The 13,224-nt window shown below is 66.9% G+C and carries 11 protein-coding genes; 3 read left to right on the top strand and 8 right to left on the bottom strand.

Annotated features, from left to right (window positions below; all coding sequences use genetic code 11):
- Nucleotides 1–17: 17 nt before the first annotated feature.
- The 3 genes from FJV43_RS23685 to FJV43_RS23675 form a co-directional block, all read right to left on the bottom strand.
- Nucleotides 18–2,342 carry a xanthine dehydrogenase family protein molybdopterin-binding subunit gene (locus FJV43_RS23685; RefSeq protein ID WP_239621522.1) on the bottom strand — a complete coding sequence of 775 codons (2,325 nt, stop codon included), beginning with the start codon at nucleotides 2,340–2,342 and terminating at the stop codon, nucleotides 18–20.
- A gap of 125 nt (nucleotides 2,343–2,467) precedes the next feature.
- Nucleotides 2,468–3,559 (bottom strand): trypsin-like peptidase domain-containing protein, encoded by a 1,092-nt coding sequence (locus FJV43_RS23680; protein ID WP_239629565.1) that lies wholly within the window; start codon nucleotides 3,557–3,559, stop codon nucleotides 2,468–2,470.
- A gap of 171 nt (nucleotides 3,560–3,730) precedes the next feature.
- The gene (locus FJV43_RS23675; RefSeq protein WP_239621521.1) at nucleotides 3,731–4,606 is read right to left on the bottom strand and encodes a dihydrodipicolinate synthase family protein; all 876 of its coding nucleotides are present in this window, start codon (nucleotides 4,604–4,606) and stop codon (nucleotides 3,731–3,733) included.
- A 174-nt stretch (nucleotides 4,607–4,780) separates the two neighbouring features.
- On the opposite strand from FJV43_RS23675, the gene FJV43_RS23670 reads away from it, so the two are divergent.
- Entirely contained in the window at nucleotides 4,781–5,917 is a 1,137-nt protein-coding gene (locus FJV43_RS23670) for a diguanylate cyclase (protein ID WP_239621520.1), read from the top strand.
- Between the two features lie 15 nt (nucleotides 5,918–5,932).
- Here the strand turns inward: FJV43_RS23670 and FJV43_RS23665 are convergent, their stop codons facing one another.
- Nucleotides 5,933–6,898, bottom strand: a complete 966-nt coding sequence (locus FJV43_RS23665; RefSeq protein WP_239621519.1) for a VOC family protein — start codon at nucleotides 6,896–6,898, stop codon at nucleotides 5,933–5,935.
- 183 nt (nucleotides 6,899–7,081) lie between these two features.
- Here FJV43_RS23665 and FJV43_RS23660 point away from each other — a divergent pair, with 183 nt between their 5' ends.
- Nucleotides 7,082–7,948: a S1C family serine protease gene (locus tag FJV43_RS23660; protein WP_239621518.1), complete on the top strand. Its 867-nt coding sequence runs from the start codon at nucleotides 7,082–7,084 to the stop codon at nucleotides 7,946–7,948.
- On the top strand, nucleotides 7,945–8,316 hold the full coding sequence (locus tag FJV43_RS23655) for a helix-turn-helix transcriptional regulator (protein WP_239621517.1): 372 nt from the start codon (nucleotides 7,945–7,947) through the stop codon (nucleotides 8,314–8,316). The genes FJV43_RS23660 and FJV43_RS23655 overlap by 4 nt, the downstream gene beginning before the upstream one ends.
- A gap of 12 nt (nucleotides 8,317–8,328) precedes the next feature.
- Here the strand turns inward: FJV43_RS23655 and FJV43_RS23650 are convergent, their stop codons facing one another.
- From FJV43_RS23650 to FJV43_RS23635, 4 genes are all read right to left on the bottom strand, one after another.
- Nucleotides 8,329–9,405 carry a HAMP domain-containing sensor histidine kinase gene (locus FJV43_RS23650; protein ID WP_239621516.1) on the bottom strand — a complete coding sequence of 359 codons (1,077 nt, stop codon included), beginning with the start codon at nucleotides 9,403–9,405 and terminating at the stop codon, nucleotides 8,329–8,331.
- Nucleotides 9,392–10,084: a response regulator transcription factor gene (locus FJV43_RS23645; RefSeq protein ID WP_239621515.1), complete on the bottom strand. Its 693-nt coding sequence runs from the start codon at nucleotides 10,082–10,084 to the stop codon at nucleotides 9,392–9,394. The genes FJV43_RS23650 and FJV43_RS23645 overlap by 14 nt, the downstream gene beginning before the upstream one ends.
- Before the next feature lie 100 nt (nucleotides 10,085–10,184).
- Nucleotides 10,185–10,661: a hypothetical protein gene (locus FJV43_RS23640; protein WP_239621514.1), complete on the bottom strand. Its 477-nt coding sequence runs from the start codon at nucleotides 10,659–10,661 to the stop codon at nucleotides 10,185–10,187.
- A 193-nt stretch (nucleotides 10,662–10,854) separates the two neighbouring features.
- Entirely contained in the window at nucleotides 10,855–13,191 is a 2,337-nt protein-coding gene (locus FJV43_RS23635; protein WP_239621513.1) for a Tex family protein, read from the bottom strand.
- Nucleotides 13,192–13,224: the final 33 nt, after the last annotated feature.

Raw genomic sequence — 13,224 nt, 5'->3', positions numbered from 1 at the left:
AGCGCGATAACTCGACGCTAACCCGCCGCCTTCGCGTTCCGGATCGCCTGCCAGATCTTCTGCGGCGTCAGCGGCGTGTTCAGCTGGGTGATGCCGAGCTCGGCGAGCGCGTCCATGACGCCGTTGGTGACGCAGGGCGGCCCGCCGATAGCGCCGGATTCGCCGCAGCCCTTGGCACCGAGCGGATTGGTGCGGCAGGGCGCGGAGCCGTCCAGCGTCACCTCGATCGGCGGAACGTCGTCGGCGCGCGGGATGCAGTAGTCCTGGTAGCTCGCGGTGAGGAGCTGGCCGTCGGCATCGTAGGACACGCCTTCGTACAACGCCTGGCCGATGCCCTGCGCCACGCCGCCATGGATCTGCCCCGTCACCAGCATCGGGTTCACGGCGACGCCGACATCGTCGACCGTGGTGTAGCGCACCACCTTGGACACACCGGTCTCGGGGTCGATCTCGACCTCGCAGATATGCGTGCCGTTCGGCCAGCTCGGACCATCGACCTCACCTTCGGAATCGACGCTGAGCCTGGCGCCGTTTTCCTTCTCGGCGAGATCGAACAGGCTGATGCGACGGTCGGTGCCGACCACGGTGAGCATGCCACCCTGATACTCGATGTCCTCGACCGAGGTCTCCAGCACGTTGGCCGCCTTCTCGCGCGCCTTCTGGATCAGATCATTGGAGGAGACCGCGACCGCCGTGCCGCCGACGAACAGCGAGCGCGAGCCGACGCTACCGAAGCCCATGGCGAGATCGGTGTCGCCCTGGACCACGTCGATCTTGTCCATGGGAACGCCGAGCGTGTCGGAGATCATCTGGGTGTAGGTGGTCTGCAGCCCCTGCCCCATCGCCATGGTGCCGGAATGCAGCACGACGCGCCCTTGCGAGGTCGCGTGCAGGCTGACCTTCTCGGTGTGCGCGCGGCCGCCGGTCCACTCGATGTAAGAGGTGAGTCCACGGCCGTAGAGCAGGCCCTTCTTCCTCGCCGCCTTCTTGCGCGCGGCAAAGCCGTCCCAGTCGGCAAGCTTCACGGCCCGATCGAGCATGTGGGCGAAGGCGCCGGAGTCGTAAACCTGGCCCGCCGCATTCGTGTACGGCAGCTGCGCCGGCTTGATGTAATTGGCCTTGCGGATCGCGCGCGGATCCATGCCGATCTTTCGCGCGGCCGCGTCGAACAGACGCTCGACGATGAAGACAGCCTCGGGGCGGCCCGCGCCGCGATAGGCGCCGACCGGGGCAGTGTGCGTCATCACCGACTTCACCTCGAAATGCACCAGCGGCAGATCGTAGACGCCGGTCTGCACGAAGGGCCCGAGCACCAGCGGGATGATGTTCGCCGCACCCGAGGAGTACGCGCCGGTGCAGCCGATCGACTTGACGCGATAGGCCAGCACCTTGCCCTTCTCGTCAAGCGCGAAAGCCGCCGTCGAGGTGAGATCGCGGCCGTGGGTGCCGCCGACGAATTCGTCGGTGCGGTCGCCGCGCCAGCGGATCTTCTTGTTCAGCTTGGTCGCGGCATAGGCGACGATGCCGTCCTCCGGATAGACGTTTGTCTTCTGGCCGAAGCCGCCGCCGATGTCGCCGACCAGCACGCGGACGCTGTCCTTCGGACGCTTCAGCACGGCTTCCGCCAGCACGTCGCGGGTCGAAGCAGGGGTCTGCGACTGCACATGCAGCAGGAGACGGCCGGACTTCTTGTCGATCTCGGCAATGGTCGAACGCGGCTCCATCGCGGAAGGCACGAGGCGCTGGCTGACGAGATCGAGCTCGACGGTGTGCGCGGCCTTGGCGAAGGCCTCGTCGACCTTGGCCGCATCGCCATAGCTCATGGCGCCGACGATGTTGTCGGGCGCCTCCGGCCACACCACGGGCGCCCCGGGCTTCACGGCCTCGACGGGATCGACCACCGCGGGCTGAACGTCGTACTCGACGACGATCGCTTCGGCGGCGCTCTGCGCCTCCACGCGCGATGAAGCCACCACTGCGGCCACGGCCTCGCCAGCGTAGCGCACGATCTCGTGGGCCAGCAGCCGGCGCGGCGGCACGGTCATCGGCTTGCCGTCGGGTCGCTTGAAGATGTTGAGCGTCGGGATGCTGCCGATGTCGTCCTTGACGAGGTCGGCGCCGGTGTAGATTGCGGTGACACCGGGCATTCCGGCCGCGGCGCCGGTGTCGATCGAGACGATCTTCGCGTGGGCGTGCGGCGAGCGCAGCACGTGCAACCACAGCGCGCCGTCCTCCGGCTTGTCGTCGATGAACTGTCCCTTCCCGGTGAGCAGCCTCTGGTCTTCCAAACGCTTGACGGGCTGGCCCGCTCCGAAACGCAAATTGCCGGGAAGAATGTTCATTCCGCTATGTCCTCGAAATCCGGAAAACGACCGCGGCGGTTTTAACCGATTTTGCGGGCCAGACAACCGAGCCGCGGCACAGCTGCAATGCGTGCCGCGCCCCCTTTAGCCGGGCAAATCGCGGGTCAGGAACGCTCGATGTCGATGATGCCCACATTCACGTCACGGGTGTCCGAGCCCCGCTTGACGGTGAGGCGGACGGTCTTCCCGGCGCCGGCCTGCTCGAGCGCATCGGTCAGGTCGGAGAGGCGCCGCACCGGCTTGCCTTCGACAGCGGTGATGATGTCTCCGACCGCTCCAGTCGAAAAATTGACACCGCGGATCCCCGCCCGCTCGGCAGGGCTGCCGGGGGCCGTCCGCACCACGATCACCCCCTCGACGCCAAGCCGGGTCGAAACATCCTCGCCGGCGGCCACGATGCCGATGCCGGGTGTCGGCACGCGACCGTTGCGAATGAGCTCGGGCACAATCCGGTTCACGACATCCACAGGCACCGCGAAGCCAATGCCGGCATTCGAACCGGACGGGGATATGATCGCCGTCGTGACGCCGATCAGCCGGCCGGCAGAGTCCAGCAACGGTCCGCCCGAATTGCCGGGGTTGATCGCGGCATCCGTCTGGATGACGTTGGCAATCTCCCGGCCGCCATGGGTCGGAAGCCTGCGCTTGAGCGCGCTGATAATGCCGCTCGTCATCGATTGATCCAGTCCGAAGGGATTGCCGATCGCGAAGGCGGACTGCCCGACCTTCAGGTCGCTCGAACTGCCGAGAGCCACCGGCGGCGGAAGCTCACGCACGCTGCGGATCCGCAGCACCGCAAGATCGTAATTGGGGGCCGTGCCGACGAGATCGACCTGGGCCACCTCTCCCGAGGCAAAGCGCACGGCGATTTCGCCGCCATTGGCGACGACGTGATTGTTCGTCACGAGATGCCCGTCGCGATCCCAGACGAATCCCGTACCGGACGAGCCGCCCTGGCCTTCCTCACCCATGAGAGGATTGGCCGCGGATTTCACCGCCACCTGGACGACCGAAGGAGACACGCGCTCGAAGATTTCGATGGTCGCCTTCTCGCCATCGGACAGCGGACCGCGCTGCTCGACCGCGCGTGCGGAGGGCGCCGCCCATGGGACAGGGACATGCAGGACTTTTGCGGCGGTGACGGCAAGCAGCAGGGCGGCGAAGGCTGCCGCGGCAATCGCATAGCGACGATTCATCGGTGACCACCGTCTCCAGTGCTGAATACGGCCTTGGGATGCATATGCATGGGGTGACAGATCCGGCTTACGCAGCAACGTCGCAAACGAACGGAAGTTTCCCGGTTGGGCAGGTAAGGGCTTTTCTGGCTCATGCACGGGTGCCGGGGCATATTGCCGCGCGCCAAACAGCTAGGTCAGCTCGCGCAGTGCCATTTCCACGACCTTCCGCGCCTCGGCCGTGAGCGGCGCCTGCGGCGGGACGGGGTCGCCGACGTCGTAGCCCTGGATCGAAAGCCCCGCCTTGATGCAAGCGGCGAGGTTGAAGCGGGCGAAGGCTTCGTTGATGCGCCACAGCCGGCGCTGCAGCGCCATGGCCTCGTCCCAGCGGCCGGCCTTGCAGAGGTCGTACAGCGCGACGCTCTGGCGCGGGATGATGCAGGCCGGGCCCGCCATCCAGCCGCGGCCGCCGATCAGCATCACTGCGGCGGGGATATGAGCCGATGCCGAGAAGACCTGCAAGGCATCACCGCAGCGGTTCATGATCGAGAGCAGCCGGCCGGTGTTGGTCGAAGCATCCTTGATGTAGCCGATGCGCGGATGTTCGGCGAGGCGCGCAATGACGTCGAGGGTGAGATCGGAACGCTGAAATTGCGGATTGGTGTAGATGACGACGGGGATGTCCACGGCATCGGCGATGGCGCGGAAGTAGGATTCGACCTGGGCATCGGCGAGCGGGAAATAGGCTTCCAGGATCGCCAGGATGCCAGCGGCGCCAAGCCGCTCGTAGGCTTTCGCCTGCGCTACCGCATCCGCCGTCGAGGTGGACGCAACGCCTGCGATGACCGGCACGCGGCCCTGCGCAGCCTCGATCGTGGTCTGCACGATCGCCGTGCGTTGCTCGGCGTTGAGATAGGCGAATTCGCCGGTCGAGCCCAGCGGCGTCAGGCCGTGCACGCCGGCGCCGATCAGGTCGTCGCAGAGCTTTGCGAGCACGTTGGTCCGCACCGTGCCGTCGGCATCGATGGGCGAGACGAGATAGGGAAAGACACCGTGGAATTCGGACATGTCAGGTGCATTCGGGACATCAGGCCGCCATGGCGCCCCTCAACCGCTGCTAACACGAGGCAAAATCGCCAGCAAGCCTGTGCATTGACGACTTTTTAAGGACGTTGCGCAGCAACGATCATCTCGTGTCCCTTCCCTACCCCTTATTAGGAACAAGCAGAGATGGTGCCGGCCATGTCTCTGACAATGTTGTCCAGATTCCTGCATCCCGATCCGCGCATCCGGCGCGAACTCGTGGATCTCCTGTACACGTCGCTCCCGCAGGTGTCCGCCATTGGCGTCACGTCGGTGACCGGTGCAGCCGCGCTGACGCTCATGAGCGGCGATACCGGCTATGCCGTAATCTCTGTCTTCATCTTCATCACGGCCGCAGCCCGCATCGCTTCCCTGTTCCGCTACAAGTCGCGCGCCGCGCAATTCTCCGATGCCGACGTGATCCGCTGGGAAGGGCTCTACGGCGCCGGCGCGTCCGCCTTCGGCCTTGCGCTCGGCATGTTGTCTTTCCGCGCGCTCCAGCTCGACGACGGACCCGGCGCCTGGATCGCGTTCGGGCTTTCGATGTCCTTCTGCGTTGGCATGGTCTCGCGCGCTGCGATCCGACCCTGGATCATCCTGACCACCGCCGCGGTGCTGTTGATGCCGACCATCCTGGCCGGCCTGCTCCGCCCCGAGTTCGCCTACAAGCTCGGCGCAATCATGCTGGTGTTCTTCTGGCTCACATTGCGCGAGGCGTCCAAACATCTCAGCGCCGCCTTCGTCGAGCGGCTCGAAGCAAAGCACCGGCTGGCGCGCCAGGCGACCCATGATTTCCTGACGGGACTGCCTAACCGCGCCGCGTTCTTCCAGGCGCTGGCGGAGACGCGCGGAAACTTCGCGATTATCGCCATCGACCTCGACGGCTTCAAGCCGGTCAACGACCGCCACGGCCATCACGTCGGCGACGATCTGTTGCGCCAGGTGGCGGAGCGGCTGTCGGTCTGCATCGGCGGGACCGGACTTGCCGCGCGCTTCGGCGGCGACGAGTTCATGATACTCAAGCCGGTTGCCGGCAGCGAGGACGGCCGCGAGGAAGCACTCGCCCTGGCGCGCCGGGCCATTCTCGATCTTTCGATCCCGTTCCTGCTGACCGACATTCCGGTCCGCATCGGCGCGAGCGCAGGAATTCTCGTCAGCGCCGGCGCTGCAACCGCCGGTGCGACGGCGCAGCTTCTCGAGCAGGTCGACCGCGCCCTCTACGCAGCCAAACGTGCCGGAGGCAGCCGCTGCGCATGGGCGGATGAGGACATCCGCCTCGAACGCGCAGCAGGCTGAAGCTGCCGCCTTCGATCAGGCCTTGAGCAGCCGCACCCGCGTGCCCCATGGATCGATCGCCTCCACACCATTCCCAAGCGCGGTGAGCTGCGCACCGCTCTTGCGCAGGCGTTCCTCCTGTGCGGCGAGAATGTCCTGCTTCGCCGTCACCAGCGAGAACCATGCAAGGCCCGTGGTGGCATCGTCGCGCCGGCCGGCGCCCTGGCTCTGCCAGACATTCATGCCGAGGTGATGGTGATAACGGCCCGACGACAGGAACGCGGCGCCGCTGCGCTTGCGCGTCGGATCAAGGCCGATCGTGCCGTGATAGAAGCTCTCGGCCTGCGCGAGATCGCCGACGCGCAGATGCATGTGGCCGACGCGCAAGCCGTCCGGCGCCCTGGCATAGTCGGCGACGCGTGTATTGGTCAGCGACAGCAGGTCGGGGATGTTGAGCTCGTCGGTCGCCATCTTGACGCTGCCCTCGCTCCATTGCCATTGCGAGGGATCGCGGTCGGCATAGACCTCGATGCCGTTGCCCTCGGGGTCGTCGAGATAGACGGACTCGCTGACGAGGTGATCGGCAAAACCCGACAGCGGCACGCGATGCGAGGCGGCATGCACCAGCCAGCGCGCGAGGTCTTTTCGGGTCGGCATCAGGAAGGCGGTGTGGTAGAGGCCGGCGGCATTGCGCGGCTCGATTTCCGCATCGGGACGGGCCTCCAGCACCAGCAGCGCTATGCCGGCCGTGCCGAGCTTCGCGGCGGTCGCCGAACGCTCCATCACGGCAAGCCCGATCACGTCGCGGTAGTAGTCCGCAACCTTGTCGAGATTCTTCACCCGCAGCGTCACCATGCCGACCCGCATCGGCGTGCGGCTGGCAAAGGTCGGCCCGCCGCCTTGAGGAACGCCCTCGGCGCGCGCCGCGGCTGCAGCCGCCATCGCGAGCGAGGTTGCACCGGCGAGTTGCAGCAGGGTGCGGCGGGTGAGATCGATGGTCATCGGTCAGGGCTCGTTCGAAATGGTTGAGGCCATGCGGCGCAATGTCGGCCGATTGCTACACGTTCCCGTGAGCGGGTCCCAATCACATGTTCGTCGGCCGCGCGGAGGAAAGTCCTGGCCACCCGGCCAGTTTCGCACGCGCCCGCGATATCCCAGATTGAGGACAGCTTACAGGAGCCTGCCATGACCGCCCCTACTCCCCTGTCTTCCCTGTCGTCCGCCCTCGCGGACATGGTGGCGAGCACGGCGCCGTCCGTCGTCTCCGTGCATTCGCACCGCTCCCGCGCCACCGGCTTCGCCTGGAAACCCGGCCTGATCGTCACTGCCGACGAGGCACTGGCGGACGAGGGCGCGGTCGAGATCGGCCTTGCCGACGGAAGCACCGCGGCCGCCACGATCGCCGGCCGCGACCATACGACCGACATCGCGCTGCTGCGCGTCGATGCCGCCGTCGCGCCGGTCAAGTTCGCCGCGACGGTCCCGCCGCTGGGCGCCTTGTCGGTGGTGGTCGCCACCCATCGCGAGACGCCGAGCGCCGCGCTCGGGATGGTGTCGGCATCCGGCAAGAGCTGGCGCTCCTTGCGCGGCGGCGACATCGATGCGCGGATCGAGCTCGACGTCCGTCTGCGCGGCAGCCAGCAGGGCGGCCTCGCGCTCGATGCATCGGGCGAAGCTTTCGGCATGGCCGTGCTCGGACCGCGGCGCGTCCTGGTGATCCCGACGGCCACGATCGAGCGCGTCGCGGCGCAATTGGAGGCGCGCGGCCGCATCGCGCGGGGATATCTCGGCCTCGGGCTCCAGCCGGTGCGGCTCGACGACGGCATCGGCGCCATGGTGATGAACGTCGACAAGGCCGGCCCCTCGGCCGCGGCCGGCATCCGTCAGGGCGACGTGATCGTCGCGGTCAACGACCAGAAGCTGTCCGGCGTGCGGGCGCTGGCGCAGACGCTGGGACCTTCGAGCGTCGGCACGGTGGTCGATGTCGCGGTGCGCCGCGGCGGCGAGCCGGCCAGCTTCAGGGTCACGGTCGCCGAGAGGCCGGAGGCGTGAGCGAGGACAAGACGGCCGAGATCGTGCTCGCGCTGGAGATCGACGACCCCGCCCTCGCCGATCGCCTGACGGCGCTGCTCGGCAGTATCCCCGGGCTTCGTCTCGCTGTTCCCGGCGAGCAGGCAGCCGCAGCGATCGTCGCGCGCGATCCGCGCATCATGCCCGAGGACATCGCGCTGACGCAGCGCGAGCTCGACGTGCTGGCGCTGATGGCGGAAGGTGCCTCGAACAAGGTGATCGCGCGTCAGCTCGGCATCTCCGTGCACACCGTGAAATTCCATGTCGGCTCGCTGCTGGACAAGCTGGATGCCACCGGCCGCACCGATGCGGTGGCGCACGCCGCGCGTCGCGGCGTGATCGAGCTTTGACACCGCCAGGCCTCACGGCACTGACGCCGCCGGGAAGCGGAGCTCGACCGTCAGGCCCGGCGCATTGTCATGCAGCGCAATCTCGGCGCCATGAAGGTGCGCGACCGCGGCGACGAGGCTGAGGCCGAGGCCATTGCCCGGCGTGTAGCGGCTCCGTTCGAGCCGGTAGAAGCGCTTGAAGACGTGATCGCGCTGCTCGGCGGGAATGCCCGGACCGTCGTCGGCGATCGTGATCACCGCAGCGCCATCGGCTCTGCGGCAGGTCACGGTCACCTGCCCGCCCTTACAGCCGTGCTTGATCGCGTTGTCGACGAGATTGGCAATGGCGTCGAACAGCAGGTCGCGGTCGCCCGTGATCGCCGCGTCGCGCTCTCCGGCAAGGCTGAGCTTTGTAGCAACCTGCTCGGCGGCGGCATCGTAGAGCTCGACGACCTCTCCGGCGATCTCGGCGAGATCAAGCGCGCGGAAGGCGCCGGTGCGGGCGCGGGTCTCGATCTCCGAGATCCGGGTGATGGAGGCGAACATGCCGAGCACGGCATCGAGATCGGCGATGGTGTCCCCGATCAGCGCGGAATCGGTCTCGCTGTTGCGCGGGGCGTGATAGGCCTTTTCTAGCCGGCCGCGCATGCGCGTCAGCGGCGTCCGCAGATCATGCGCGACGTTGTCGCTGACCTGCTTGACCTCGCCCATCAGCGTCTCGATGCGGTCGAGCATCTGGTTGAGGTTTTCGGCGACGCGGTCCCACTCGTCGTTGCTGCCGCGCAGGGGGATACGCTGGTCTAGGCCGGAGAGCATGATGGCGCGGCTGGTGGCGTTGATCTGTTCGATCCGTCCGACCGTGCGCCGCGTCACCAGCACGGCCGCGAGCCCGGCGAGCACCAGCAGCAGCATGGCGACCGCGACCATCGCGAGCTCGATCATGCCGGTGAAGCCGTCATGATCGACGGCCGCGCCGAGCCGGCGCTCTACGTAAGCGAGCGTCCCGAAATAGACATAGGCCATGATCGCCGCGACGATCAACCCGAACGCCGCGATCGCGATCAGCGCGAGGCGGAAGGTCGAGGAGCGAAGGGTCTTAGCCAGGAGCACGGAGGCAATATCCGATGCCGCGGATGGTATGGATCAGCGGATAGGCCTGGGCATCGTCGACCTTGCGACGAACGCGCCCCACATAGACGTCAATGATATTGGTCGACGGATCGAAATGCAGGTCCCAGACGTGCTGAAGCAGCATCGCGCGAGATACGACGCGGCCCTCGTTGCGGACGAGATATTCGAGTAGCTGGAATTCGCGCGGCAGCAGCGGAATCTTGCGGCCGCGGCGGCTTGCGCTGCGTGCGATCAGGTCGATCGAAAGATCGCCGACGCGCAGAAGCGTCTCCTTGGCGATGGTCTCGCTGCGGCGGCCGAGTGCTTCGAGCCGCGCCAGCAATTCGGTGAAGGAGAACGGCTTGACGAGATAGTCGTCGCCGCCGGCGCGCAGTCCGCGCACGCGGTCGTCGACCTCGCCGAGCGCGGAGATGATCAGGAACGGCGCGGCGACGCCATCGTCGCGCAACTGGCGCATCACGCTGATGCCGTCGATATCGGGCAGCATGCGGTCGATGGTGATCACGGCATAGTCACGCGCGGCGCCGTGGCTCAGGGCTTCGCGGCCATTGGCTGCGAGGTCGACGTCATAGCCCGAAACCGTCAGCTCCTCGACGAGCTGACCTGCGGTTTCCGGATCGTCCTCGACGACCAGGATGCGACGGTGACCTCCGCTCATGACAAGCTCCGCGCGACGATCGCCACCAGACTATCCCGTTCCGGGGCTGAGCGGAACCGCCCGGTGGCGATCGCGACAATGGTGCGGTACGGCGATGCGACTACCAGTAGTCTCCGCACACATTGACCCACTGCCACCCATAGGGCGTCCAGCTCCTGCTCCAGCAGCCGTCATTGTAGCCGGCGTAGAAATAGGGCGCGCCGAAGACGGCGAAACGACGGAAATGATGGTGATGGAAGCCGCGGTGGCCGTGCCAGCCTGCGCCGGCGAAGCGCGGCCCGATCGCCGCATGCGAGAAACGCGAGCCGCCGAAGGCGGGCCCGCCGACGTGAGCGAAACGTCCGCCGCCCATGCCGCCGAAACCACCGGCGCGCATGCCGCCGCCGAAGCCGCCCGCATGCATCCCGCCGCCACCGAAATGGCCGCCACCGCCAAAGCCGCCATGGCCGCCACCGCCGAGGCCACCACCGCCATGGCCTCCGCCACCGCCGCCGCCACGAGCGAGCACCGGTGAAGCGAGCGCCATCGCGGCGGCGACCGTCACCGCGGTGAAGCCTTTGAGAAGCCTGTTGTTCATCGAAGCATCCTCCTTGCAGTGCGGCGATCACCGCGCCGCACGAGGATGGTCAGATGAAAGGAAGGCACCGGTACCTTCAACTTACAAACACGCCAGATTCTGACGCAGGTGTCAGGAAGGCACCGCTCTCCCCACGACGTGGATAGAGCTTGATCTGATCTCTCCCCGCAATGGACGGGGAGAGATCGACGGCTCACACCCGCTTGCCGCCGCTCTTCTCGGCCGCACGTCGCAGCGCCTCCGCAAGCGCACCGCCGCCGGAAGACTCCTGCTTGCGCGGAGCCGACGAGGTCATGCGGGCGGGATTGCGTGAGCTGTTGTCGCGCTGCATGCCAGGAGCATCCTTCTTCGCGCCGACCTCGTCGTCGAGGCGCAGCGTCAGCGAGATGCGCTTGCGGGCGACCTCGAAGTCCAGCACCTTCACCTTGACGATATCGCCCGGCTTCACCACCTCGCGCGGATCCTTGATATAGGTCTTGGACATCGCCGAGATGTGTACGAGACCGTCCTGATGCACCCCGATGTCGACGAAGGCGCCGAAGGCGGCGACGTTGGTGACGGTGCCCTCGAGGATCATGCCCTTCTTGAGATCCTTGATCTCCTCGACGCCCTCCTTGAAGACCGCGGCCTTGAACGCGGGGCGCGGGTCGCGGCCCGGCTTTTCCAGCTCGCGCAGGATGTCGGTGACGGTCGGCAGGCCAAAGGTCTCGTCGACGAAATCCTTCGGCTTGAGGGTGCGCACGATCTCGCTGCTGCCGATCAGCGCCTTGATATCGCTCTTGGTCGCCGCAAGAATTCGGCGCACCACCGGATAGGCTTCCGGATGCACGCCGGAGGCGTCGAGCGGGTCCTCGCCGCCGAGGATGCGCAAGAAGCCCGCGCACTGCTCGAACGCCTTGGGCCCGAGCCGCGGCACGTCCTTCAGCGCCTTGCGCGACTTGAACGGGCCGTTGGCGTCGCGATGCGCCACGATGCTCTGCGCAAGGCCTGCGCCGACGCCCGACACGCGGGCAAGCAGCGGCGCGGAGGCAGTGTTGACGTCGACGCCGACGGCGTTCACGCAGTCTTCCACCACCGCATCGAGCGATTTTGCGAGCTTGGCCTGGCCGAGGTCGTGCTGATACTGGCCGACGCCGATCGCCTTGGGCTCGATCTTGACGAGCTCGGCCAGCGGGTCCTGGAGCCGCCGCGCGATCGAGACGGCGCCGCGCAGAGTGACGTCGAGGCCGGGCAATTCCTCCGAGGCGAAAGCCGAGGCCGAATAGACCGACGCGCCGGCTTCCGACACGACGATCTTCGTCATCTTCAATTCGGGCAGGCCCTTGACGAGATCCGCGGCGAGCTTGTCGGTCTCGCGCGAGGCGGTGCCGTTGCCGATCGCGATCAGCTCGACACGATGCTTCAGCGCGAGCCTGCCGAGGGTCGCCAGCGACTCGTTCCACTGCCGCTGCGGCTCGTGCGGATAGATCGCGGTGGTGTCGACCACCTTGCCGGTCGCGTCGACGACCGCGACCTTGACGCCGGTGCGGTAGCCGGGATCGAGCCCCATGGTGACGCGGGTGCCTGCTGGGGCGGCCAGCAGGAGGTCGCGCAGGTTCGAGGCGAACACGCGCACGGCCTCGGTCTCGGCCGAATTCCACAGCCGCATGCGCAGGTCGATGTTGAGATGCACCTGGATCTTGGTGCGCCAGGCCCAGCGCACGGTGTCGACCAGCCAGCGGTCGCCGGGTCGCTTGAGGTCGGCGATGCCGAACCGCTTCATGATCTTCAGTTCATAGGCGCTCGGCACGCCCGGCGGCGGCGCCTCCGCCTCGGCCTGGATCTGAAGATCGAGGATCTCTTCCTTCTCGCCACGGAACATCGCGAGAATACGGTGCGATGGCAGCTTGGTCAGCGGCTCGGAGAAATCGAAATAGTCGGCGAACTTCTCGCCCTCGGTCTTCTTGCCGTCGCGCACCTTGGAGGCCATGCGCGCGTTGGTCCACATCTCCTCGCGCAATGCGCCGATGAGGTCGGCGTCCTCGTCGAAGCGCTCGACCAGGATGGCGCGGGCGCCGTCGAGCGCGGCGGCGGCATCCGCAACGCCCTTCTCGGCGTTGACGAAGCCCTCTGCCACGACCTTCGGATCGTTGCCGGGCTCCACCAGCAGCTGATTGGCGAGCGGCTCGAGGCCCGCTTCCTTGGCAACTTCCGCCTTGGTGCGGCGCTTCGGCTTGAACGGGAGATAAATGTCCTCGAGGCGAGCCTTGCTGTCGGCGGCCATGATCGTGGCTTCGAGGGCTGCATCGAGCTTGCCCTGCTCGCGGACCGATTCGAGGATGGCCTTGCGGCGGTCCTCGAGCTCGCGCAGGTAAACCAGACGCTCCTCCAGGGTGCGCAATTGCGCGTCGTCGAGCGCACCGGTCGCTTCCTTGCGGTAGCGGGCGATGAAGGGAACCGTGGCGCCGCCGTCGAGCAGCGTCACCGCCGCCTCGACCTGCTCGGCGCGAACCCCAAGCTCCTGCGCAATTTTGTGGTTGATGTTTGCCACGCGAGATTCCCTCTATCAAAGCACGCGACGCAG

The sequence above is a fragment of the Bradyrhizobium sp. I71 genome (assembly GCF_022354745.1).
Taxonomy (GTDB): Bacteria; Pseudomonadota; Alphaproteobacteria; order Rhizobiales; family Xanthobacteraceae; genus Bradyrhizobium; species Bradyrhizobium liaoningense.
Note: the sequence above shows the minus strand (reverse complement) of the source record. Positions and strands in the feature narration are given on the sequence as shown.

Coding starts and splice junctions, on each gene's coding strand:
- FJV43_RS23685 (WP_239621522.1), bottom strand. CDS start 2,342: ATGAACATTCTTCCCGGCAATTTGCGTTTCGGAGCGGGCCAGCCCGTC.
- FJV43_RS23680 (WP_239629565.1), bottom strand. CDS start 3,559: ATGAATCGTCGCTATGCGATTGCCGCGGCAGCCTTCGCCGCCCTGCTG.
- FJV43_RS23675 (WP_239621521.1), bottom strand. CDS start 4,606: ATGTCCGAATTCCACGGTGTCTTTCCCTATCTCGTCTCGCCCATCGAT.
- FJV43_RS23670 (WP_239621520.1), top strand. CDS start 4,781: ATGTCTCTGACAATGTTGTCCAGATTCCTGCATCCCGATCCGCGCATC.
- FJV43_RS23665 (WP_239621519.1), bottom strand. CDS start 6,898: ATGACCATCGATCTCACCCGCCGCACCCTGCTGCAACTCGCCGGTGCA.
- FJV43_RS23660 (WP_239621518.1), top strand. CDS start 7,082: ATGACCGCCCCTACTCCCCTGTCTTCCCTGTCGTCCGCCCTCGCGGAC.
- FJV43_RS23645 (WP_239621515.1), bottom strand. CDS start 10,084: ATGAGCGGAGGTCACCGTCGCATCCTGGTCGTCGAGGACGATCCGGAA.
- FJV43_RS23640 (WP_239621514.1), bottom strand. CDS start 10,661: ATGAACAACAGGCTTCTCAAAGGCTTCACCGCGGTGACGGTCGCCGCC.